The organism is Bacillus sp. SIMBA_031, assembly GCF_046535225.1.
GTDB lineage: Bacteria > Bacillota > Bacilli > Bacillales > Bacillaceae > Bacillus > Bacillus velezensis.
Genome location: NZ_JAWRXC010000002.1, coordinates 36,728 through 60,023, shown reverse-complemented (window position 1 = coordinate 60,023; position 23,296 = coordinate 36,728). Strand labels below are relative to the sequence as shown.

The window sequence follows — 23,296 nt, the reverse complement described above, 5'->3', positions numbered from 1 at the left end:
GCTGACGAAAACAATGGAAATCACTCACGCCGGTACTTGTTCTATACATAAATGCGGGATCTATGCCGTCTACACGTATAATACCGGAGCTGATATTTTAATGATTTTGCCGTCTCTGAAATAAAAGCGGGGGACGCGGCGGCTTAACACAGATAAGACTTCGTAGCTGATCGTACCGAGCATTTCCGCAATTTCATCAACGGAAATCTCGGCTCCTTGTTGTTTACCGTAGATGACGACTTCTTCTCCTTGTTTGCCCTCATTCTCACCTAAACTGACCATGATCATATCCATTGTCACTCTCCCCGCCACCGGCATCCGTCTGCCGCGGTGCAGAATAAACCCGCGGTTGGACAGGGCGCGGGAGTAACCGTCAGCATAGCCGATCGGAATCGTCGCGATGATTTCACCCGGTTCGGCGATATATGTGGCACCATAACTGACGGTCCGGGGATCTGTCACCATAGCTTTCACATAAGCGATACGCGCCTTTAAACTTAGTGCGGGTGTGAGATCCACGAGGTTCAGTTCCTTTATCGAGGCGGACGGATATAAACCATATAACCCAATGCCTAAACGGATCATGTCGGCGCTGAATTCCGGGAATGCGATAGCGGCGGCTGTATTGCACATATGCACGGTAGGCAGCGTAATGTCTTGATTTTTTAAAAAGCGGAGAAAGCTGATAAACTTTTCGTGCTGCAGCATCGTCAGCTCAGTGTCCGGTTCATCCGCTGTTGAAAAATGTGTAAAGATGCCATCCCATGACAGATATGTACTCGACTTGAGCGCTTTCACCACTGCTAAAAGATCTTCTTCCGTACGCACACCCAGCCGGCCCATTCCGGTATCCACATTGATATGAATGGACAGCCGTTTCGAATCTGCTTCTTTTTCTAATATCCGATTCGCTTTTTTGATCCAGCTGACCTGAAACGCTGATAATGTTATGTTCCAAACGGCAGATTTTTTCACACAGCTGAGAGCTGTGAAGCCGAGCACAAGAATAGGTGCCGTAATTCCCGCTCTCCGTAACACAATTCCCTCTTCGACACTTGCGACAGCGAGCTCGCTCGCCCCGCTTTCCAGTGCCTGCCGCGCTACTTCCACAGAGCCGTGGCCATAAGCGTTCGCTTTTACGACGGCCATAATTTTAGACGTATTCGGAATATGGCGGCGGATCGCCCGTACGTTCTTTTTTATCGCATCAAGGTCAACTTCAATCCAAACTTCCCGGCAAAGTTTTTTCATCCCGATTCCTTCTTTCCTTAATGAGTTTCAGTACTCATGCTTTCAATCTGCATTCTATTCACCTTGAACTGAAATCATTCAAAACAAGGGAAGGTGATCGCTGATGTTTAAAGATCAAGGTTTCAGGAAATCAGTGCGCCTGCTTTATTTATGCTGAAAGGGCTGCATGGCAGCCCTTAAATTGACTTTACAATATTCTGATCTGAAAATTGATGTTCAAACATTTTGGCGTGGCTCACAGCATTGTTTTGAATGACAATGCCGATATTTCCCCCTCCGGCACCGAAAACGGTTTTTGATGCAGTCAGCGGACTGATGGATATGGCGCCGCCAACATTGACAACTCCGTTTCCTGATACGTTGTTTATCGTAATCGGGCAACCGCTCATTCTATTTTTTCTCCTTTCTCTCACAGTCTACTAACTATATGTACGCTGTAATATGGAATAAGATTAAACAAAACGGCAAAAAGAATCCGGCTGCTGCCAGCCGGAAAGGGAGGGAAAGACGATGTCATAATGTTTTCGTTACATTTTGATCAGAGTACTGAGAGCTTGAAGATTGAGATGTACTGGATTGATTCATTTGCAGGACCATCCCTGTATTTCCCCCACCTGAGCCGTAGACGGTTTTTGATACGGTTAAAGGACTTATCGAAAACGCACCGCCGACATTGACAACCCCGTTTCCGGAAAGACTGTTAATCGTAATAGGAAAACCAGCCATCATATACGGTCTCCTTTCTATTAATCTATTTACTATATGTACGCTGTGTGTTAGAAATAGGAGTAAACAAAGCGGTAAAAACTTGTGAATCAAAAAAACTGCCGGACATCCGGCAGTTTTTTTAGTCTACTTTTCAAACGGCACCCAGCCGCCTGTATTCTGAATCATTTCCCATAACGGTTCAGGAAGTCGGTATTTCTCAATTTCAGATGCTTGAATGGCTTTTTCGATTTCCTGTTCGCGGCCTTCTTTGACCAGCACCGCCCATTCGGGGTTAATCAAAATGACACGTCCCAGAGCCACCAGCGGAATTCCGCTTTCTAATACAGCAAGCGCTTCGTCCGCGGTATAGATGGAACCGACGGCCATCAGCGGCACTTTATGGCCGACGCGTTCGTTTAATAAATCCATCCGCGTCCGTGAAGTATCCGCCCCGCGGCGGGCTTTGGAATTGACATCCATTAGTGAAATATGCAGATAATCCAAGTTCTCTTCTGCAAGCGCGTCGGCGAGCATGAATGTTTCTTTCATTGTAAGCCCCGGTGTTTCCGGCTCTTCCGGTGACAGGCGGTAGCCGAGAACGAATGGATTTTCAGCGTGTGTATCAATTGCCTGTTTGACAGCGTCAACGACTGCAAGCGGGAACGCAAGGCGCTTTTCATCGCTTCCGCCCCAGCGGTCTGTGCGCCGGTTTGTTTTCGGTGAATAAAATTGGTGAATCAGGTACCCGTTTGCCCCGTGAATTTCAACACCGTCAAAGCCGGCTTCAATCGCTCTGCGTGTCGCTTCGCCGAATGCTTTCACGATGTGCTCAATTTCTTGTTCGGTGAGAGCCCGGGACGTTTGTCTCCCGTCTTCTTCTGAGCCGCTCGGACTGACGACGTCGTTGTTTGGCACGAGTTCAGGAGGGCATTCCAATCCTCCGTGGTGAATCTGCACAACGGCTTTCGCTCCTTGAGACTGGATCGCCTGAGCGAGTTTTTTCAAGCCGGGAATGTGAGAATCATCATAGATGCCGGGCTGGCCTGGAAACGCTTTGCCGTCCGGCGTTACGTTTGCACATGCCGTAATGACCATGCCCATTTCTTTTGAACGGGGAGTAATGTAGCTTAATTCACGGTCGGAAATCGTTCCGTCATCATTTGATGAATAGTGTGTCATCGGCGCGACTGAAATACGGTTTGGTATGGTGACGCCGCTTTCGAACGTAAAAGGTTCAAACAGCGGTTTATAAGTTTGCTTCATCATTTCGCCTTCTTCCTTAGGAGTTTAACTCGTCCGTATTCTAGCTTATGTTTTAATTGTGTGCAATTATTTTGCTTGTTCTTCTTCCTGAGGTTATGACCGGCTGAACCATTTAAACGAATGAAACGGTTTTCTCCGTTCCTTTTCAGGATCTTTATATCCTCCTGAAATTTGATGGCCGATCGAGCTGAATATGACAGCGGCGGCGAAGAGGAGAATGATTTTTTTCATATGCATATCTTCTTTCTTATCTTTCACAAGGTTATTTATAAGCATACGCTTGTGCGAAAAAACCGTCAATTTGTTTTTATTTATTCTTTTTTCCACTTTCCTGCGGCGAATATCGTTCCGATCTGAATCACAACACTTAACAGAGCGCACACTGCCACAACTGTGTTGCTGTCCATAGAAGACACCCTCCTTTTTGTTAGGTTGATGTATCATATGACAGCTGTCTCTGTTTTGACAAAACCGTAATGCGGTGTTTCATATTTTTCAACACAAAAAGGGCGCTTTTTTAAGCGCCTTTACTTTTTTTTCAGCCGGTTCAAAGCGATTTGAACGGCGATGGCGTCATCCAGGTAGCCGATCGGAAACATGTAATCCGGAATGACGTCGGTCGCTAAAATATAATACAGCAGCGCGCTCCCGAGAATCGCGCGGTCTTCAGCCGGTGTTGATTCATCCATATACTGATGATGCATGTTTTTCAAATGATCAATAAAAGGGCCGACGCTTTCTTCATTGTCCATTTTCTTTTGAAACTCATCGCAAATCAGGCGATGGCCCTGCTGGGTTTTGGCATATTGTTCATATCTGGTCAGTTCGCGCTCAATTTGCTCCCGGGAAAAAGGCTGATCAAACATCTCGGCCATATTCAGCATATCCTGAATCGCGTGCATCGGGTCTTGCGGCGCAGCTTCTTTTTCATGGCCGATGTCTATGCCTGATGCCTCAAGCAATTCCTCCAGCGGGGTGCGGAGATGTTTTGAAAATTCCTGAAGATGCTTTAAATTGGCCTTCTGCTTGCCGTTTATAATCCGGGAGATGGTGGCCGTATCAATGTTTGTTAAGGCGCCGAGTTTTCTCATGGAGAGCGAGTGCTTATCAAGCAGTGATTTTAAAACGGGTCCCAGTGTCTTATTTTTATTTTCTGTCAAGGGTGTCACCTCGTTTCCGCCGGAATGATGATCATTAATCAATAATTTTTGCAGAAAAGGTACCTTTTCTGTGCTGCTGAATAGGATAGTGTAGATTCAACGGCACAACATGTTGAAAAGACATCAAAGAATGGAGAGAAACGAACATGGCTTGGTTATTGATTTTAGGTTTGGCAGTGTCCTCGAGCATTGATAATTTAGGAGTGGGGATGTCATACGGCATCAGAAAAATCAAAATATCGCATGCGTCGAATATGATGATCGCTTTTATCTGTTTTGTATTCAGTTATATCGGAATTTATTTCGGCAAATGGATTTCAGCCGTTTTACCGGGCTTTCTTCCTGTATTGCTGGCGGCGTTTATTTTATCTGTCATCGGTATCCGCATCATTCTGCTGGCTGTGCCGAGAAAAACAGCGCGTGTTGGCGCGTCAGGAAAAAAAGGCCGTTTTGCCGGTCTGCTGCAAAATCCGGAGGCAGCGGATGCCGACGGTTCGGGAGAAATCGGTATATTGGAATCCATGGTTCTCGGGGTGGCCGTATCCGCAAATGCGCTGACCAACGGATTAAGCGCGGGTTTGATCGGGCTTTCTCCCGCTGCCATTTCCGTTACTGCGGCGGTCGGAAGCTTTTTGACGATATGGATCGGCTGCTCGCTTGGAAAAAAAGCCGCATCATTGCGCATCGGTTCTTTTCACGTCGGGCAGTTCAGCACGGTGCTGAGCGGAGTGATTATTCTCATCATTGCCGCCAATACGCTGCTCTTTTAAGTTGTCCCGTTCATTTTATGAAAAGCTCAAAATAAATATGAATGTTTCTATTCGGGAGAGCGCATGACGCGGCTCTCTTTTTTTGCCGATCTGATATTTTTTCAAAATGAACAGAAAGTCGTCCGTTTCCGTTAAATTCTGCATATTCGGCCTTCAGACAGAACCTTTTTCATAGACTGATCAGCTTGTTTTCTTTCTAAGTTCAGGTAAACAGCAGGTCAGATAGCCTTCATTCCAAATATGGAAAAGAGCTGGAGGCATGAAGGCTCCCTTTACAAATCGGCCATTCTGTTCAAAGATAAAGCCGAATGAGAAAACGTGAGGTGATCTGTGTGAAGTCTGTCATACTTCTGATCTTCACCGCATGGCTGTTATCAGGCTGCGAGTATACCGCGGAGGCTGATGCGGCGCCGTCATTTACACAGGAAGGAACATTTATAAAAGCGGCCGGAAACGATACGATCGCGGTCGAAATTGACGGAGAAAGGCAAGAGGTGAAGGTGCCGTTCGCTAAGCGGTTTGAATGTCAGTCCCTGCCTGAACATACGGCGGTGCAAATCACCTATAAAAAAGAGAGCAACGGACAATTACGGCTTGAGGAACTGAAAAAAGAAACAGATATGTGAAAACGGGGAGGAAAAAACGTGGGTTTACTGACAAAAAGCGCTGCTGCCTTCGGTGCCGCTCTGCTTCTGCTTGCGCCGTCTGCTTATGCAGCTGAACCTTTGCAAGGGAAAACCATTTATATCGATGCCGGTCATGGCGGAGAAGACAGCGGGGCCGGCGGAAATGGATTGCTTGAGAAAAACATCAATTTAGCGGTGTCAAACAAGGTGATCGCCAAATTGGAGACAGAAGGCGCAAAACCTGTAGCTTCAAGGACTGACGATACTTTTTTACGTTTGGACGAGCGGGTGGCGAAAGCAAGCGCCAGCCAATCCGATTTATTCGTCAGCCTCCATACGAATTCAGCCGTCTCAACGGCATCGGGCACGGAAACGTATTTTAATTCGACATATGAAGGAGCAGACAGCGAAAGGCTTGCTTCCGACATCCAGCAGCAGCTTGTCACGTCTTTAGGGATGAGGGACAGAGGCGTAAAAGAAGCTCCTTTTTATGTCATTACATATTCAAAGATGCCGAGTGTGCTGGCTGAATTAGGTTTTATCACAAATCCTCAAGATGCGGACAAGCTGAAAAGTGATAACGGCCAAGAGCACGCCGCGGACGCCGTTGTAAACGGAATCGAAACCTATTACAGCGGACGGTAATGATAAAATATGTGTAAATAGCGCCCTCCTTATGTGCATAACGATTATAATAGAGAAAACCGATGACAAACACCTGAGGTGACACATATGACGAATATTTTTGCCCACCGGGGGGCGTCGGGCGACTGCCCTGAAAATACGATACCCGCATTCAAAAAAGCGATTGAGGACGGGGCTGACGGAATCGAACTTGATGTACAGATGACAAAAGACGGCCGGATCGTGGTCATTCACGATGAAACCCTCGACCGCACGACGTCTTTGAAAGGATTTGTGAAAGATACGGCGTATGACAAAATCAGAACCGCCGATGCCGCCGGAAAATGGAAAGATTCTTTTAAAGGAGTCAGAATTCCGCTTTTGTCAGATGTGCTGCGTTTTGCGGAACGTGCTGATTTTCTGATAAACATTGAGCTGAAAAACAGTGTATTCCGTTACGAAGGAATGGAAGAAGAAGTGATTAAAAAAGTCAGATATTACGGACTGGAAAAGCGCGTTATTTTTTCTTCATTTAATCATGAGAGTCTCGCGGTTTGCCACGCCCTGGCACCTGAAATTGAACGGGCGGTGCTGACAATGGATGTACTGTACCGGCCTGAACGGTATCTTGCAGCCATTCCCGCTTCGGGTTATCATCCGAAGCTCGGTACGCCGGCGGTGAGCGCTGAAGTGATCAAACATCTTGCAAAACACCAAGCGGCGCTCCGTCCGTTCACCGTCAATCGTCCTGAGGATATGAAGCAGCTGATGAAAGCGGGAGCAGACGCAATTTTTACCGATTATCCAAAGCTGGCTGTTTCTATAAAAGAAGAATGCCGCAGCTGAGAAGACTGTTCAGACAGTCTTCTTTTTTTATGGGCGGGAAAAAGGCGGCGCACTCATAACTCGGTCAGCCGGTTCATATATTGTAACAGGGCGTTTTGTGTAAGCGTTATCTTTTATCTTATTGAAAGTGAGGCAAAATTGTGGGAAAAACGGTTATCGTCAGTGCGGCAAGAACGCCGTTCGGAAAATTTGGCGGCGCATTAAAAGAGGTAAAGGCAGCCGAGCTTGGCGGCATTGCCATAAAAGAAGCAATCAAGCGCGCCGCTATCAGTGAAAGCGAAGCGGAAGGAGCGGTGATGGGAATGGTCGTCCAGGCGGGTGCCGGGCAGATTCCGGCACGGCAGGCTGCAAGATATGCCGGGCTTCCGTGGTCCGTTCCGGCTGAAACCATTAATAAGGTCTGTGCATCAGGGCTCAGGGCCGTTACCATCTGTGATCAAATGATTCGGGCGAAAGATGCGGACGTGCTGATTGCAGGCGGAATGGAAAGCATGAGCAACATTCCGTACGCCATTCCGGCCGGCCGCTGGGGTGTGAGGATGGGGGACGGAGTGTTTCAGGATTTAATGGTTCATGACGGGCTGACCTGTGCGTTCGACCAGGTCCATATGGCTGTCCACGGAAGCACTGCGGCCAAAAAGTACGGCATTTCCCGGGGTGAACAGGATCATTACGCTCTTTTGAGCCAGAAACGTGCGGCAGAGGCGGCTGAAGCGGGCAAATTGCGTGAAGAAATTGTCCCCGTCACCTGGACCGGCAAAAAAGGCAAACAGCATACTGTTGAAGCGGATGAGGGGCTGCGTCCTGATACGAGCCTTGAGCAGCTTGCAGCGCTCAAGCCAATTTTTACAGCCGACGGAACGGTTACAGCCGGAAACGCTCCCGGTGTAAATGACGGGGCCGGAGCATTTGTGCTGATGTCAGAGGAAAAAGCCGCAAAGCAGCATGTCAGGCCGCTCGCAGCGATACTTGGCTTTGCGTCCGTCGGACTGGAAGCGTCCGAGCTGGCAAGCGCGCCGGGAGAGGCCATCAGCCGGCTTTTGACAAAAACCGGACTGTCCGTTGACGATATTGATTTGTTTGAAGTAAATGAAGCATTTGCGTCCGTCGTGCTGGTGAGTGAAAAAATAGCCGGGTTCAGCTGGGAAAAAGTGAATGTAAACGGAGGGGCAATCGCGTTCGGCCACCCGATCGGCGCAAGCGGAGCAAGAATCATCATGAGTTTAATATACGAATTAAAGCGTCGCGGAGGGGGGTTAGGCGTAGCTGCTATATGCAGCGGAGCGGCTCAAGGAGATGCCGTCCTGCTTGAGGTGTACTGATCAAAGGAGGGAGCGCCGGATGAAGATGAAAACAATCATGGTCGCAGGTGCGGGTCAGATGGGAGCAGGCATCGCGCAGACGGCTGCAGAAGCCGGGTTTGCCGTCAAGTTATACGATTGGGAGCCGGAAACGGTAACAAAAGGTCTTCACCGCATAAAGACAAACCTGGAGAAAGAGCAGGCAAAAGGACGGAAGTCACAGCAGGAGACAGATGCCGTTTTCAGCCGTATTTCCCCGGCAGAACTCACAGAAGCGGAAGATGCTGATTTTATAATTGAAGCCATTGCAGAAAACAAAAAAGCAAAAGCAGAATTGTTTGACACACTAGATAAAATCTGTCCCCCTCATGCCGTATTGGCAAGCAATACGTCTTCTCTTCCCATTACGGAGCTTGCCGCGGCCACAAAAAGGCCTGAAAAAGTAATCGGCATGCATTTTATGAATCCGGTTCCTGTCATGGAGCTTGTCGAAGTCATCAGAGGACTCGCCACATCGGAAGAAACGGCGGAAACAGTAAAGAAGCTTGCCGTCCGGATGAATAAAACCCCTGTCGAAGTCAATGACTTCCCGGGCTTTATATCCAATCGCATATTAATGCCGATGATTAACGAAGCCGTTTATTGCCTTTACGAAGGAGCAGCTTCAAAGGAAGCGATTGATGCGGTGATGAAGCTCGGCATGCGGCATCCGATGGGTCCTTTAACTTTAGCTGACTTCATCGGGCTGGATACGTGCCTTTCCATTATGGAGGTTCTCTATGCGGGGCTCGGAGATTCGAAATACCGCCCATGCCCTCTGCTCAGAAAATATGTCAGCGCCGGCTGGCTCGGCAAAAAAAGCGGGCGCGGTTTTTATGAGTACGGCAGATGACGTAAAGATCATGAGGGGAGACGGCAGCCATGCATTTTACAGAAGAGCACATCATGATGAGAAAAATGGTGCGTGATTTTGCCCGCAAGGAAATCGCGCCGGTGGTTGAGCTCATGGAATCAACAGATGAATTTCCGGAGCGGCTGATTAAAAAAATGGGCGAAGCGGGATTGATGGGCATTCCCGTCCCGGAAGCTTACGGCGGGGCGGGTGCTGATACAACATCTTACATTTTAGCGATTCATGAAATATCAAAAGTCAGCGCGGCCGTCGGCGTCATTTTGTCCGTCCACACATCAGTAGGGACAATCCCGATTTTGCATTTTGGGACAGAAGTCCAAAAACAAACGTATATTCCGAAGCTGGCAGCGGGCGAATATATTGGGGCTTTTGCGCTTACTGAACCTCAATCCGGATCTGATGCGGGAAGCCTGAAAACAAGAGCCGTGCGAAAAGGCGGTTCATATATTCTGAACGGTTCAAAAATCTTTATTACAAACGGCGGAGCGGCAGATCTGTATCTGACATTCGCCATAACCGATCCGGGTAAAGGGAGAAAGGGAATTTCAGCGTTTATCGTTGAAAAAAACACACCCGGTTTTTCTGTCGGAAAAAAAGAAAAAAAGCTCGGATTGTTAGGTTCCAATACTGTCGAATTGCAGTTTGACCAAGCGGAAATTCCGATTGAAAACCGGCTCGGCGAAGAGGGCGAAGGCTTTTCAATCGCCATGAAAAACCTTGAAGTCGGACGGATCGGCATAGCGGCTCAGGCGCTCGGGATTATTGAAGCGGCGCTCGGCTGCTCGGTGGAGTACGCCAAAACCCGCAGCCAGTTCGGCAGACCCATCGCTTCGAATCAGGCTGTTTCATTTAAATTATCTGACATGGCGACGAATGCGGAAGCTGCCAAATTATTGGTCTATCATGCTGCTGATCTGTATCAGCGAGGGCTTCCGTGCGGAAAAGAAGCATCTATGGCGAAGCAATTCGCGTCCGATGCGGCGATGAAAGCGGCGGTGGAGGCTGTGCAGATTCACGGCGGCTACGGCTATATGAAAGAGTATCCCGCGGAGCGTTTATTTCGGGATGCGAAAGTTACGCAAATTTATGAAGGAACCAATGAGATTCAAAGGCTGATTATTTCTAAGTATCTTCTTCAATAAAAAGTGCGCAAAGGAGCGAAACCATGGAATCTTATTCTCCCGGTTTAGATGGCGTCATTGCGGTGGAAACGGGGATTTCTTTCCTGGATACACAGCAGGGCAGTATTTTAATCAAAGGCCACGATCTGATTGAGCTTTCTAAAACGGCCGGCTATATGGACATTGTTCATCTCTTATTGGAAGACAGACTTCCTGATCCGAAAGAGAAGGCGGCGCTTGAAGAAGACGTTCGGCGCGGCGGACACCTTCCCGAGGAAATCTTGCACATATGCCGTCTGCTGCCCGATCATACTCACCCGATGGACGGACTGAGGACGGGTTTGTCCGCGCTTGGAGGCTTTGACAAGGACATCGATGACCGTTCATCTTCCGTAAATCAGCACCGCGTACGCGGACTGATAGGCAAAATGCCGAATCTGACGGTCAACAGCTATCGAGTCATCAACGGGCTGGAGCCTTTGGCGCCGGTCGGAACCTTATCATACAGCGCAAACTTTTTATATATGATTACCGGAAAAACGCCGTCATCTTTGGAAGAAGAAATCTTCGACCGGTCGCTTCTTTTATACAGTGAGCATGAATTGCCGAACTCAACGTTTACGGCCCGTGTCATCGCTTCGACGCAATCGGATATTTACGGCGCTCTGACCGGAGCCGTCGCCTCGCTTAAGGGAAATCTTCACGGCGGCGCGAACGAAGCGGTTATGTACATGCTTGAGGAAGCGAAGGATACAGACGGGTTTACACAATTATTAACTCAAAAACTCGCAAACAAAGAAAAAATCATGGGTTTCGGCCACCGTGTCTACATGAAAAAAATGGACCCGAGGGCGCTCATGATGAAAGAAGCGTTAAAAAAGCTGTCTGATCTTTCAGGTGATTTCCGTCTTTATAATATGTGTGAAGCCGGCGAAACCGTCATGAGGGAGAAAAAAGGCCTTTATCCGAATTTAGATTACTACGCAGCGCCGGTCTATTACATGCTCGGCATCCCAATACCGCTGTACACGCCTATATTCTTCAGCGCACGCACGGTCGGCCTGTGCGCCCACGTCATTGAACAGCACAGCCGAAACCGGCTTTTCCGCCCGCGTGTCCGCTATACCGGAGCGCGCCTGTAAACAGATGAGAAAGGAAGATGAAAACATGACAGAACCCCGCCGAATGGACGCTGTAATCGAAGAGATTTCTGACTACGTGCTCCATCAGGAGATTGACAGTTCAGAAGCTTTCGCTACGGCAGGACATGTGCTTCTTGATACGATAGGCTGCGGAATTTTGGCGCTCAGCTATCCCGAATGTACAAAGCTGCTCGGCCCGATTGTCCCGGGAACCTCCGTGCCCAACGGCAGCAGAGTCCCGGGCACGCCTTTTGTTTTAGATCCGGTCACGGCTGCTTTTAATATCGGCTGTATCAACAGGTGGCTCGATTATAATGATACGTGGCTTGCTGCGGAATGGGGTCATCCGTCTGACAATCTCGGAGGCATATTGGCTTGTGCGGATTATATATCCAGAGTGCGGATTTCAGAAGGGAAAGAACCGCTTATCGTGCGCGATGTGCTTTGCGCAATGATCAAAGCGCACGAAATTCAAGGGATTCTCGCTTTGGAAAACAGCTTAAACAGAGTGGGGCTTGACCATGTGCTGTTTGTGAAAGTGGCGACTGCGGCTGTTTGCGCGCAAATGCTGGGCGGCTCAAAAGAGGAAATCAATAACGCCGTATCTCATGCCTGGATTGATAATTCAAGCCTCAGAACGTACCGTCATGCGCCGAATACCGGATCACGCAAATCATGGGCGGCCGGCGACGCGACGAGCAGAGGCGTATATTTGGCCCTTATGGCGCACAAAGGTGAAATGGGGTACCCGACGGCTCTGACCGCATCTGGGTGGGGATTTCAAGACGTATTGTTTAACCGGCAGGAAATAAAGCTTGCCCGCCCGCTTGGGTCCTATGTGATGGAGAATGTTCTGTTTAAAGTATCCTACCCGGCTGAATTCCATGCCCAGACAGCGGCGGAATGCGCGGTCCGGCTTCATCCGGAGGTGAAAGACCGCATCGAAGACATTGACAGGATCACGATTATGACGCATGAGTCGGCAATCCGGATTATCGATAAAAAAGGGCCGCTTCACAATCCGGCTGACCGGGATCACTGCCTCCAGTACATTACGGCAATCGGGCTGCTTTTCGGAGATATCACGGCGGATCATTATGAAGAGGAAACGGCGTCTGACCCGCGAATTGATACATTGCGGAGCAAAATGGAGGTGACGGAACACAAAGCGTACTCAAAAGATTACTTAGACCCGAATAAGCGATCCATATCAAATGCCGTACAGGTGCATTTTACAGACGGCACGGCTACGGGACGGATTGAATGTGAATACCCGCTCGGGCACCGGTTCCGCAGAAAAGAAGCCGTTCCGAAGATTCTTGCCAAGTTTTCAGCAAACATCAGCACTCATTTTTCATTGAAGCAGCAGCGTAAAATCGAAGAGGCCTGCGAACATAGCGGCCGAATGCAGAAGCTCAGCGTTAGTGAATTTATGGACTTATTTCTCGTATAAAATAGGAGGGTGACAAACATGACGTGGATCGTCAGCAAGCAGTCGTCTCAAGAGGAGCTTGCAGAGCGGTTCCGTACGCTGATGGCAGCGCCGGATCTATTGCAGATCCCCGGCGCTCACGATGCGATGGCTGCTCTTATCGCCAAAAAAACGGGGTTTTCGGCTCTTTATTTATCAGGCGCGGCTTACACGGCGAGCAGAGGGCTGCCCGATTTAGGGATCATCACGTCGGCGGAAATGGCTGAACGGGTTAAAGATCTGGTCCGCTCGTCTGATCTGCCCGTCCTTGTCGATATTGACACGGGTTTCGGAGGAGTGCTGAATGCCGCCCGGACGGCGAAAGAAATGTATGAAGCGCGCGCGGCCGCCGTCCAGATGGAGGATCAGCGCCTGCCGAAAAAATGCGGACATCTGAATGGGAAGCAGCTCGTGCCGATTGAAGAAATGGCGCAAAAAATCCAAGCGGTCAAGCGGGCCGCGCCGACCCTTCTTGTTGTTGCGAGAACAGACGCCAGACAGCAGGAAGGGCTGGAGGGGGCATTAACAAGGGCGTCCGCTTATATAAAAGCGGGTGCTGACGCTGTTTTTCCGGAAGCGCTCCAATCCGAAAGTGAATTCAGAGCGTTTTCCAAACAAATCAGTGTGCCGATTCTCGCAAACATGACTGAATTCGGAAAAACGCCGTATTACAGTGCTGATGAATTTTCCGATATGGGCTGTCAGATGGTCATTTACCCGGTCACGTCACTCAGAACGGCGGCCAAGTCTTTTGAGCGTATTTTCCGCCTTCTGAAAGAAGAAGGCTCGCAAAAAGAGGGGCTTTCAGATATGCAGACGAGAAAAGAATTATATGAAACGATCGCTTACGATGACTATGAAGAACTGGATCAATCCATTGCCAAAACAATACTGCCGGACGACTGAAAAAGCCCTTTTTTTTGCAAGGGCTTTTTTTACAGCTTTTTTTTCCTGAACCGCGGGCTGACTTGATTGCGTTTCCGATCTCTGTACAGAATAAACCCGGCCAGAACATAAAGGCCGAACAAAAAAAACGCCAATCCGGCCGCCCCCTGAAGAAAAAGGGACGGAAACGGGGAAAACGCATGCCCGAATAATGCATCTCTCATCAGCTTAATGCCGAGCGCCGCGACAGCGCCGGGGAGGACCAGAATCAAAAGCGCAACAAGCCGGCTCATATTCAGAAAACCCCTTTACGATATGTTTTCCTTTATTGTCCAATCGAAAAAATATTTTGTCAAGAGATCAAAACGTGGTAACATAGGGGTTGTGCAAATTATTGCAACGGGAAATACAGGTGTGCAAATTTTTTCATATAAAGGGGTATCGGGATGCAGAAGGTGCTGATTATAGGTGCTGGTAAAGGAGGCACGGCGCTCCTACAGATTTTGATGAAAACAAAGCTGATCCGGATTATTGCGGTGGTTGATCAAGATCCGGAGGCGCAAGGGCTGCAAGAAGCCCGGAAATATGGAATTGCAACCTCATCAGATTGGAAATCTTACATAACCGAAGATATAGATATTATCATCCATACAACAGGCGATAAAGCGGTCATGGATGAGCTGCTCCATGAGAAAAAAGAACAAACCATCGTCATGCCGGGAAAATTGGCGTACATGGTGTTTCAGCTGATGGAGGAAAAACAGCAGCTTATCCAAATGCTCAAGTCGCAGACGTATAAGCATGACCGGATTTTTAATTCAACGCACGACGGCATGATTTTTATAGACGTCAACGAAACGATCATTTTATTTAATCAGATGGCAGAAAAAATGGTCGGCCAAAAACGGGAGGATGTCATCGGCCGCCAAATTAAAGACGTAGTGCCGAACACAAAGCTGCCGCGGATTCTGGAAACGAGAGAGCCGGAATATAACCAGAAGCAGCTTCTCGGAAAGCACTTGCAGATTGTCACGACAAGACTGCCGATCATTGATGAAGGCGGAAAACTTCTCGGCGCGTTATGCGTGTTTAAAGACATCACCGATGCAGTTGAACTGGCGGAAGAGGTCACGAACTTAAAACAAATCCGCACCATGCTTGAAGCGATTATTCAATCCTCAGACGAGGCCATTTCCGTCGTTGATGAAAACGGCATCGGAATGTTAATCAACAAAGCGTATACAAAAATGACCGGGCTGTCAGAAAGCGAAGTCATCGGAAAACCCGCTTCCACCGATATCTCAGAAGGGGAGAGTATGCACCTGAAAGTGTTGGGGACAAGGCGGCCCGTGCGGGGTGTGAGAATGAAGGTCGGCCCCAATAAAAAGGATGTCATCGTAAATGTTGCCCCCGTTATTGTGGACGGTATTTTAAAAGGCAGCGTCGGCGTCATTCACGATGTGTCAGAAATTAAAACGCTGACTGCTGAGCTGAATCGGGCGCGCCAGATCATCCGCACGCTTGAAGCGAAATACACGTTTGATGACATTATCGGCACGAGTGAACAAATGCTGGTCGCCCTTGAACAGGCGAAGCTCGGGGCGAAAACGCCGGCGACGATTCTGCTGCGGGGAGAATCCGGCACAGGAAAAGAACTTTTCGCCCACGCCATCCATAATGAAAGCGACCGAAAATACAATAAGTTCATTCGGGTCAATTGTGCGGCCCTGTCTGAATCCCTGCTAGAATCCGAGCTTTTCGGCTATGAGGAAGGCGCGTTTACGGGCGCGAGGCGCGGGGGCAAAAAAGGACTTTTTGAAGAAGCGAATAACGGCAGCATTTTCTTAGATGAAATCGGAGAGCTGACCCAAAGCACCCAGGCAAAGCTGCTCAGAGTTCTGCAAGAAAAAGAAATTATCAGAGTCGGCGGCGCTAAAGCGATTTCTGTCAATGTCAGAATTATCGCAGCGACAAACGTCAACATCGAAAAGGCCATGGCGGAAGGCGCGTTCCGTGAAGACCTGTATTACCGGATTAACCGCTATCCGATCTCAATCCCGCCGCTTCGGCAGCGCAAAGAAGATATTGAAGCGCTGAGCATTCGGCTCATTGAAAAAATCAATCAGGATTACGGCCGCAATGTAAAGGGGCTCACGCCGAACGCGCTGCGAGCTTTATCAGCCTACAGCTGGCCGGGAAACGTCCGGGAGCTTGAAAATGTTCTCGGACGGGCAATGATATTTTTAGAGCCGCACATGGAACGGATCGAACAGCAGCATCTGCCTGTTTTTGAATCAGAGCTGAATGAAAAAAACGGCACCCAAAGTGATTTTCCTGATGTGGAAGGGGAAAAGCTGTCTCAGGCTGTTGAAAAATTTGAAGCGCACGTCATTCAAAAAACGCTTGAAAAGCATAAATTCAACCGAACCAAAACGGCAAAAGCGCTTGGTGTCAGCATTCGGAATCTGTACTACAAAATGGACAAGTACGGCCTTGCAAATGACGGCATGCAATAAATTGCAGAGAAAGCGCAAACAGCTGCATGTTTTCTTGAAAAAAGCCGGAATAAACCCTCCCGCATATTTGGCACGGAACTTGCATTGTTAAAAGCGGATTCGCACAAGGAAGGTGGTACAAAATGAAGCTGAGAGACCTAGTTGAAAAAGCCGCGGCAAAAAACGCAAAAACCATTGCAGTGGCCCACGCAGCAGATAAAGAAGTGATCCAGGCCGTCAAAATGGCGGCAGAACACTTGTCGGCCCGAGTTTTACTGACGGGTGACAGCGGAAAGCTGAAAGAGCTACTGGCAAATGAGCCGAAGTTCAATGCTGAAATCATCCACGCCGATTCACCCGAAGAATCTGCGGCAAAAGCAGTGCGCGCAGTGCGTGAACAAGAGGCGGACGTTTTGATGAAAGGGAATCTCCCGAGCTCAACTCTTCTGAAATCGGTTTTAAACCGCCATGAAGGGCTTCGTTCAAAAAGGGTGTTGTCACATGTAGCCGTTTTTGAGGTGCCGGACTATGACCGGCTGATGTATGTGACTGATTCAGCGCTGAACATTGCCCCGTCTCTTGAAGAGCTCGGGCATATTCTGCAAAATGCGGTTCATGTCGCACATTCAGTAGGAAACCCTATGCCGAAAGCCGCAGTCCTTGCCGCTATTGAAACGGTTAATCCGAAAATGGAGGCGACCCTGAACGCGGCTGCGATCGTCCAGATGTGCAACAGAGGACAGATTACCGGCTGCATTGCGGACGGACCGCTTGCTTTGGATAATGCCGTATCCCAAGCGGCTGCGCTGCAAAAAGGGATTTCCGGAAGCGTAGCGGGCCAGGCGGATATTCTCTTGGTTCCTTCAATCGAGGCCGGAAATATGCTTTATAAGTCAATGATTTATTTTGCGAAAGCAAATGTTGCTGCCGTCATCGCCGGTGCAAAAGCGCCGATCACATTAACGAGCAGAGCGGATACCGCAGAAAATAAACTGTATTCAATTGCGCTTGCGATTTGCGCATCACAAGAACAGTAGGAGGAACGAACCTATGGAAATTTTTAAATATATGGAGACTTATGATTACGAACAATTGGTATTCTGCCAAGATGAACAATCCGGATTAAAAGCGATCATCGCGATTCATGATACGACGCTCGGCCCAGCACTCGGCGGAACAAGAATGTGGACATATGACAGTGAAGAAGCGGCGATTGAAGATGCACTAAGACTCGCAAAAGGCATGACTTATAAAAATGCGGCTGCCGGTTTAAACTTAGGCGGCGGGAAAACCGTTATTATCGGAGACCCGCGCAAAGATAAAAATGAAGAAATGTTCCGCGCGTTCGGGCGCTACATCCAAGGCTTAAACGGAAGGTATATTACGGCGGAAGACGTCGGCACAACCGTTGAAGATATGGACATCATTCATGATGAAACAGACTATGTAACCGGAATTTCTCCGGCATTCGGTTCATCAGGAAATCCGTCCCCGGTTACGGCATACGGCGTCTACAAAGGGATGAAAGCCGCAGCGAAAGCGGCGTTTGGCACTGATTCACTGGAAGGTAAAACAATTGCCGTGCAAGGCGTGGGAAATGTGGCTTACAATCTATGCCGCCACCTTCACGAAGAAGGCGCTTCTTTAATCGTAACGGATATCAATAAAGAATCTGTTAAACGTGCCGTTGAGGACTTCGGCGCCCGCGCAGTTGATCCCGGCGACATTTACTCACAGGCGTGCGATATTTATGCCCCATGTGCTCTCGGCGCCGTCATTAACGATGACACGATTAAACAGCTGAAGGCGAAAGTCATTGCGGGAGCGGCCAATAACCAGCTGAAAGAAACACGTCACGGCGATACCATTCATGAAATGGGAATCGTGTACGCTCCGGATTATGTCATCAATGCAGGCGGCGTCATCAATGTGGCCGATGAGCTTTACGGCTACAATGCTGAGCGGGCTTTGAAAAAGGTTGAAGGCATCTATGCAAACATTGAGCGGGTGCTCGATATTTCCGCGCGTGACGGCATTCCGACATACTTAGCGGCTGACCGTCTGGCCGAGGAACGAATTGAGCGCATGCGCCGTTCAAGAAGCCAGTTTCTGCAAAACGGCCAAAGTATATTAAGCAGACGATAGGAATTTGATCTGGAGGTATGAAAATGTTCGAAAAGGAAAAACGCATTCTCATTCTGAATCCAGGCTCAACATCAACGAAAATCGGTGTCTTTCACAATGAACGCTGTATCTTTGAAAAGACGCTGCGGCATCCCGAAGAAGAGCTGAAAACATTTAACACCATCATCGACCAATACGAATTTCGAAAAATAAGCATTCTTGAGTCTTTGCACGAACAGGGCATCAACATTTCAAAGTTCGATGCCGTTTGTGCCAGGGGCGGCCTGCTCAGACCGATTGAGGGCGGCACATATGAAGTGAATGACGCCATGATCATTGATTTGAAAAACGGCTACAACGGCCAGCATGCTTCTAATCTGGGCGGAATTATTGCCAGGGAAATAGCTGACGGATTAAATATCCCCGCGTATATCGTCGATCCAGTCGTGGTGGATGAGATGACTCCGCTCGCCAAAGTATCAGGAATGCCTGAAATCAAGCGGAAAAGCATTTTCCATGCTTTGAACCAAAAAGCTGTTGCCCGTCAGGCGGCGGCGTCCCTCGGCAAACGGTATGAACAGATGAAGATGATCGTCACTCATATGGGCGGCGGCACCACAGTCGGTGTCCATGATTGCGGACGGGTGACGGATGTCAACAACGGGCTTCACGGAGAAGGACCCTTCAGCCCGGAGCGCGCGGGAACCGTTCCGGCGGGTGATTTGGTGGAGATGTGTTTTTCCGGCAAATATTCAAAAGCCGATATGATGAAAAAACTTGTCGGCACGGGCGGACTCTCCGGCTACCTGGGGACAACGGACGCGGTGAAGGTGGAAAAACGCATTCAGGCCGGAGATGAAAACGCGCGTCTCATTTATGACGCCATGGCTTATCAAGTAGCAAAAGAAATCGGGGCGGCAAGCGCCGTTTTAAAAGGAAAAGTAGACATTATCGTCCTGACGGGCGGATTGGCGTACGGGAAAAGTTTCGTATCCGCCATCAGATCGTACATAGATTGGATTTCGGATGTACTGGTGTACCCGGGAGAAAATGAACTGCAATCTCTCGCGCAAGGCGCGCTTCGGGTTTTAGCCGGTGAGGAGCAGTCAAAGCAATATCAGATCGGCGAAGGAGTGAAAACAAATGGCGACTGAGTATGATGTGGTCATTCTGGGCGGCGGCACGGGCGGTTATGTAGCCGCCATCAGAGCGGCCCAGCTCGGCTTAAAAACGGCCGTTGTAGAAAAAGAAAAGCTCGGCGGAACATGCCTGCATAAAGGATGTATCCCGAGTAAAGCGCTGTTAAGAAGCGCGGAAGTGTACCGAACCGCAAAGGAAGCGGCAGCATTCGGCATTGAAACGGAAGGTGTCTCCCTCCGCTTTGACAGCGTGCAAAAACGAAAGCAGGGAATCGTTGACCGGCTGGCCGGCGGTGTCGCCCACTTGATGAAAAAGGGGAAGATTGATGTATTCAACGGGTACGGACGTATGCTCGGCCCTTCCATCTTCTCACCTCTTCCCGGTACGGTTTCCGTCGAATACGCAAATGGTGAAGAAAACGACATGCTGATACCGAAACAATTGATTATCGCAACCGGTTCAAGGCCGAAAATGCTGCCGGGTTTAGAAGCAGACGGTACATATATTCTGACATCAGATGAAGCGTTAGAGCTTGAACGTCTGCCCCAATCCATGATGATCGTCGGCGGCGGTGTCATCGGAATTGAATGGGCATCCATGCTGAACGATTTCGGCGTCAATATCACTGTGATTGAATATGCGGACCGCATTTTGCCGACGGAAGACCGTGATATTTCAAGCGAGATGGAAAAACTGTTAACGAAAAAAGGAATTAAGGTCGTGACGGGTGCGAAAGTGCTTCCGGATACATTGGAAAAAGCGGACGGCGTTTCAATTGCCGCTGAAAAGAATGGAAAAAAAGAAACGTATCACGCGGAACAAATGCTTGTTTCCATCGGCCGCCAGCCGAACATTGAAGGGATCGGGCTTGAAAACACGGATATTGAAGCGGAAAACGGTTCTATCACCGTGAACGAAGCCGGGCAGACGAAGGAATCGCACATTTATGCGATCGGTGATGTTGTCGGCGGGCTGCAGCTTGCGCATGTGGCCTCCCGTGAGGGCATCATTGCCGTTGAGCATATGGCGGGTCTTAATCCGGCTCCGCTTGATGCCGCTCTTGTGCCGAAATGTATTTATTCAAATCCGGAAGCGGCGAGCGTCGGTCTGACAGAAGAGGAAGCTCTTCGAAAAGGGCATGACCTGAAGATCGGGAAGTTTCCGTTCATGGCGATCGGAAAGGCTCTTGTATACGGAGAAAGCGACGGCTTTGTCAAAATCGTCGCCGATCGGAATACAGATGATATTCTCGGTGTTCATATGATCGGCCCGCACGTCACCGATATGATCTCTGAAGCGGGGCTTGCCAAGGTGCTCGACGCGACGCCTTGGGAAATCGGTCAGTCCATACATCCGCATCCGTCCCTTTCAGAGGCGATTGGAGAAGCTGCGTTAGCCGCAGACGGAAACGCGATTCATTTTTAAAAGGAAAGAAGGAGGGGTTTGAATGACTACAAACCGCCATCAAGCATTAGGGCTCTCTGACGAAGAAGCCGTTGAAATGTATAGAACCATGCTGTTAGCCAGAAAAATCGACGAAAGAATGTGGCTCTTAAACCGCTCGGGCAAAATTCCGTTCGTTGTTTCATGTCAAGGACAGGAAGCGGCGCAAGTAGGCGCGGCCTATGCCTTAAACCGTGATACCGACTATGTGCTTCCGTACTACAGAGATATAGGGGTTGTGCTTGCATTCGGTATGACTGCAAAGGATTTGATGATGTCGGGTTTTGCGAAAGCAGCTGACCCGAACTCAGGCGGAAGGCAGATGCCGGGCCACTTCGGGCAAAAGGAAAACAGAATCGTAACGGGCTCATCCCCTGTTACGACGCAGGTTCCTCACGCAGTCGGAATCGCGCTTGCGGGACGCATGGATAAAAAGGATATCGTCTCTTTCGTTACCTTTGGAGAAGGATCTTCCAACCAGGGGGATTTTCACGAAGGGGCAAACTTTGCCGCCGTGTATAAACTGCCTGTCATTTTCATGTGTGAAAACAATAAGTATGCCATTTCTGTCCCGTATGACAGACAGGTGGCGTGCGAGAAAATATCCGACCGGGCGGCAGGCTACGGCATGCCGGGAGTCACTGTTGACGGAAACGACCTGCTGGAAGTTTACCGGGCCGTAAAAGAAGCGCGCGAACGGGCATCTAAAGGCGAAGGCCCTACATTAATAGAAACGGTTTCCTACCGTTTGACGCCGCATTCCAGTGATGACGACGACAGCAGCTACAGAGAACGCGAAGAAGTAGAAGAAGCGAAGAAACAAGATCCGCTTCTTTTATACAAAGCATACTTGCAAGAAGCCGGGCTTCTAGGTGAAGAAGAAGAAAAGACCATGCTGGATGACATCATGGCTATCGTAAACGAAGCGACAGACGAAGCGGAGAAAGCGCCATACGCATCTCCTGAATCAACGCTTGATCACGTTTATGCGAAGTAGGGAGGAATACTTATGTCTGTAATGTCTTATATTGACAGTATTAATGCAGCAATGAAAGAAGAAATGGAAAGAGATCCGCGCGTGTTTGTTCTTGGGGAAGACGTCGGGAGAAAAGGCGGCGTGTTTAAAGCCACGGCGGGTCTCTATGAACAGTTCGGAGAAGAGCGGGTGATGGATACGCCGCTTGCTGAATCAGCGATTGCCGGTGTCGGGATCGGCGCCGCGATGTACGGCATGCGTCCGATTGCCGAGATGCAGTTTGCCGATTTCATTCTGCCTGCGGTCAACCAAATCATTTCAGAAGCGGCAAAAATACGCTACCGTTCAAACAATGATTGGAGCTGTCCGATGGTCATCAGAGCGCCTTACGGCGGCGGCGTGCACGGCGCGTTGTATCATTCCCAATCTGTGGAGGCCATTTTTGCCAACCAGCCGGGCCTTAAAATTGTCATGCCTTCAACTCCTTATGACGCAAAAGGGCTGTTGAAAGCTGCAGTCCGTGACGAAGATCCGGTGCTGTTTTTCGAACATAAGAGGGCGTACCGTCTGATTAAAGGCGAAGTCCCTGCGGATGATTACGTCCTTCCGATCGGAAAGGCGGATGTAAAACGCGAAGGCAGCGACATTACTGTTATTACGTACGGATTATGCGTCCATTTTGCTCTGCAGGCTGCCGAGCGTCTTGAAAAAGACGGAATTTCCGCACACGTATTAGACTTGCGTACGGTTTATCCGTTAGATAAAGAAGCCATCATTGAAGCCGCGTCTAAAACAGGAAAAGTATTGCTGATCACAGAAGATACGAAAGAAGGCGGCATTATGAGCGAGGTCGCCGCCATTATTTCTGAAAACTGCTTATTTGATTTAGACGCGCCGATCAAGCGGCTTGCAGGTCCTGATGTTCCGGCAATGCCTTATGCGCCGGCAATGGAAAAATACTTCATGATGAATCCTGACAAAGCAGAAGCCGCGATGAGAGAATTAGCGGAGTTTTAAAGACGTAAGGAGGTTTTTGA

24 protein-coding genes are annotated in these 23,296 nt (G+C 49.1%); 17 read left to right on the top strand and 7 right to left on the bottom strand.

The features are described from left to right. Positions 1-69 precede the first annotated feature (69 nt). From alr to SB724_RS06980, 6 genes are all read right to left on the bottom strand, one after another. The gene (gene alr, locus SB724_RS07005; protein WP_265971307.1) at positions 70-1,251 is read right to left on the bottom strand and encodes an alanine racemase; all 1,182 of its coding nucleotides are present in this window, start codon (positions 1,249-1,251) and stop codon (positions 70-72) included. Between the two features lie 176 nt (positions 1,252-1,427). Beyond that, positions 1,428-1,640: a spore germination protein gene (locus SB724_RS07000; protein WP_007612499.1), complete on the bottom strand. Its 213-nt coding sequence runs from the start codon at positions 1,638-1,640 to the stop codon at positions 1,428-1,430. Between the two features lie 124 nt (positions 1,641-1,764). Beyond that, positions 1,765-1,977: a spore germination protein gene (locus tag SB724_RS06995; protein WP_007408362.1), complete on the bottom strand. Its 213-nt coding sequence runs from the start codon at positions 1,975-1,977 to the stop codon at positions 1,765-1,767. Between the two features lie 126 nt (positions 1,978-2,103). Next, positions 2,104-3,222 (bottom strand): NADH-dependent flavin oxidoreductase, encoded by a 1,119-nt coding sequence (locus SB724_RS06990; protein ID WP_032863662.1) that lies wholly within the window; start codon positions 3,220-3,222, stop codon positions 2,104-2,106. A gap of 93 nt (positions 3,223-3,315) precedes the next feature. Next, positions 3,316-3,453 (bottom strand): hypothetical protein, encoded by a 138-nt coding sequence (locus SB724_RS06985; RefSeq protein WP_014470646.1) that lies wholly within the window; start codon positions 3,451-3,453, stop codon positions 3,316-3,318. Between the two features lie 296 nt (positions 3,454-3,749). Beyond that, positions 3,750-4,382, bottom strand: a complete 633-nt coding sequence (locus SB724_RS06980; RefSeq protein WP_319466067.1) for a helix-turn-helix domain-containing protein — start codon at positions 4,380-4,382, stop codon at positions 3,750-3,752. A 146-nt stretch (positions 4,383-4,528) separates the two neighbouring features. On the opposite strand from SB724_RS06980, the gene ytaF reads away from it, so the two are divergent. The 10 genes from ytaF (at position 4,529) to prpB (ending at position 14,102) form a co-directional block, all read left to right on the top strand. Next, on the top strand, positions 4,529-5,152 hold the full coding sequence (gene ytaF / locus SB724_RS06975) for a sporulation membrane protein YtaF (RefSeq protein ID WP_410570603.1): 624 nt from the start codon (positions 4,529-4,531) through the stop codon (positions 5,150-5,152). Between the two features lie 308 nt (positions 5,153-5,460). Beyond that, positions 5,461-5,778 (top strand): hypothetical protein, encoded by a 318-nt coding sequence (locus SB724_RS06970; protein ID WP_014721488.1) that lies wholly within the window; start codon positions 5,461-5,463, stop codon positions 5,776-5,778. 18 nt (positions 5,779-5,796) lie between these two features. Beyond that, positions 5,797-6,423 (top strand): N-acetylmuramoyl-L-alanine amidase family protein, encoded by a 627-nt coding sequence (locus SB724_RS06965; protein WP_007612483.1) that lies wholly within the window; start codon positions 5,797-5,799, stop codon positions 6,421-6,423. A gap of 87 nt (positions 6,424-6,510) precedes the next feature. After that, positions 6,511-7,248 (top strand): glycerophosphodiester phosphodiesterase, encoded by a 738-nt coding sequence (locus tag SB724_RS06960; protein WP_410570600.1) that lies wholly within the window; start codon positions 6,511-6,513, stop codon positions 7,246-7,248. Positions 7,249-7,388: 140 nt separating this feature from the next. Beyond that, positions 7,389-8,570 carry an acetyl-CoA C-acetyltransferase gene (locus tag SB724_RS06955; protein WP_410570598.1) on the top strand — a complete coding sequence of 394 codons (1,182 nt, stop codon included), beginning with the start codon at positions 7,389-7,391 and terminating at the stop codon, positions 8,568-8,570. Positions 8,571-8,589: 19 nt separating this feature from the next. After that, on the top strand, positions 8,590-9,441 hold the full coding sequence (locus SB724_RS06950) for a 3-hydroxybutyryl-CoA dehydrogenase (protein WP_410570596.1): 852 nt from the start codon (positions 8,590-8,592) through the stop codon (positions 9,439-9,441). Between the two features lie 29 nt (positions 9,442-9,470). Beyond that, positions 9,471-10,604, top strand: coding sequence for an acyl-CoA dehydrogenase (locus SB724_RS06945; protein WP_410570594.1), 1,134 nt, complete (start codon positions 9,471-9,473; stop codon positions 10,602-10,604). Positions 10,605-10,627: 23 nt separating this feature from the next. After that, positions 10,628-11,725, top strand: a complete 1,098-nt coding sequence (gene mmgD, locus SB724_RS06940) for a citrate synthase (protein WP_410570592.1) — start codon at positions 10,628-10,630, stop codon at positions 11,723-11,725. 25 nt (positions 11,726-11,750) lie between these two features. Then, on the top strand, positions 11,751-13,178 hold the full coding sequence (locus SB724_RS06935; protein ID WP_038459132.1) for a bifunctional 2-methylcitrate dehydratase/aconitate hydratase: 1,428 nt from the start codon (positions 11,751-11,753) through the stop codon (positions 13,176-13,178). 18 nt (positions 13,179-13,196) lie between these two features. Next, positions 13,197-14,102, top strand: a complete 906-nt coding sequence (prpB, locus tag SB724_RS06930) for a methylisocitrate lyase (protein WP_410570589.1) — start codon at positions 13,197-13,199, stop codon at positions 14,100-14,102. Positions 14,103-14,131: 29 nt separating this feature from the next. Here the strand turns inward: prpB and SB724_RS06925 are convergent, their stop codons facing one another. Further along, positions 14,132-14,374, bottom strand: coding sequence for a DUF2627 domain-containing protein (locus SB724_RS06925; protein WP_007408378.1), 243 nt, complete (start codon positions 14,372-14,374; stop codon positions 14,132-14,134). A 153-nt stretch (positions 14,375-14,527) separates the two neighbouring features. Between SB724_RS06925 and SB724_RS06920 the strand changes: the two genes are divergently transcribed. From SB724_RS06920 to bfmBAB, 7 genes are all read left to right on the top strand, one after another. Then, positions 14,528-16,597, top strand: a complete 2,070-nt coding sequence (locus SB724_RS06920; RefSeq protein ID WP_410570587.1) for a sigma 54-interacting transcriptional regulator — start codon at positions 14,528-14,530, stop codon at positions 16,595-16,597. Positions 16,598-16,719: 122 nt separating this feature from the next. Next, complete coding sequence (yqiS, locus tag SB724_RS06915) at positions 16,720-17,613, top strand: phosphate butyryltransferase (RefSeq protein ID WP_265971326.1); 894 nt, start codon at positions 16,720-16,722, stop codon at positions 17,611-17,613. A 13-nt stretch (positions 17,614-17,626) separates the two neighbouring features. Beyond that, positions 17,627-18,721, top strand: a complete 1,095-nt coding sequence (gene bcd, locus SB724_RS06910) for a branched-chain amino acid dehydrogenase (RefSeq protein ID WP_003153209.1) — start codon at positions 17,627-17,629, stop codon at positions 18,719-18,721. Between the two features lie 17 nt (positions 18,722-18,738). Beyond that, a complete protein-coding gene (buk, locus tag SB724_RS06905) occupies positions 18,739-19,854 on the top strand; it encodes a butyrate kinase (protein ID WP_265971329.1) in 1,116 nt (371 codons plus the stop codon). Continuing rightward, positions 19,844-21,265, top strand: coding sequence for a dihydrolipoyl dehydrogenase (gene lpdA / locus SB724_RS06900; protein ID WP_265971331.1), 1,422 nt, complete (start codon positions 19,844-19,846; stop codon positions 21,263-21,265). The genes buk and lpdA overlap by 11 nt, the downstream gene beginning before the upstream one ends. 22 nt (positions 21,266-21,287) lie before the next feature. Then, a complete protein-coding gene (locus SB724_RS06895) occupies positions 21,288-22,280 on the top strand; it encodes a thiamine pyrophosphate-dependent dehydrogenase E1 component subunit alpha (RefSeq protein WP_007408383.1) in 993 nt (330 codons plus the stop codon). Positions 22,281-22,292: 12 nt separating this feature from the next. Next, positions 22,293-23,276, top strand: a complete 984-nt coding sequence (gene bfmBAB / locus SB724_RS06890; RefSeq protein ID WP_032874088.1) for a 3-methyl-2-oxobutanoate dehydrogenase subunit beta — start codon at positions 22,293-22,295, stop codon at positions 23,274-23,276. The last annotated feature ends 20 nt before the right edge of the window (positions 23,277-23,296 follow it).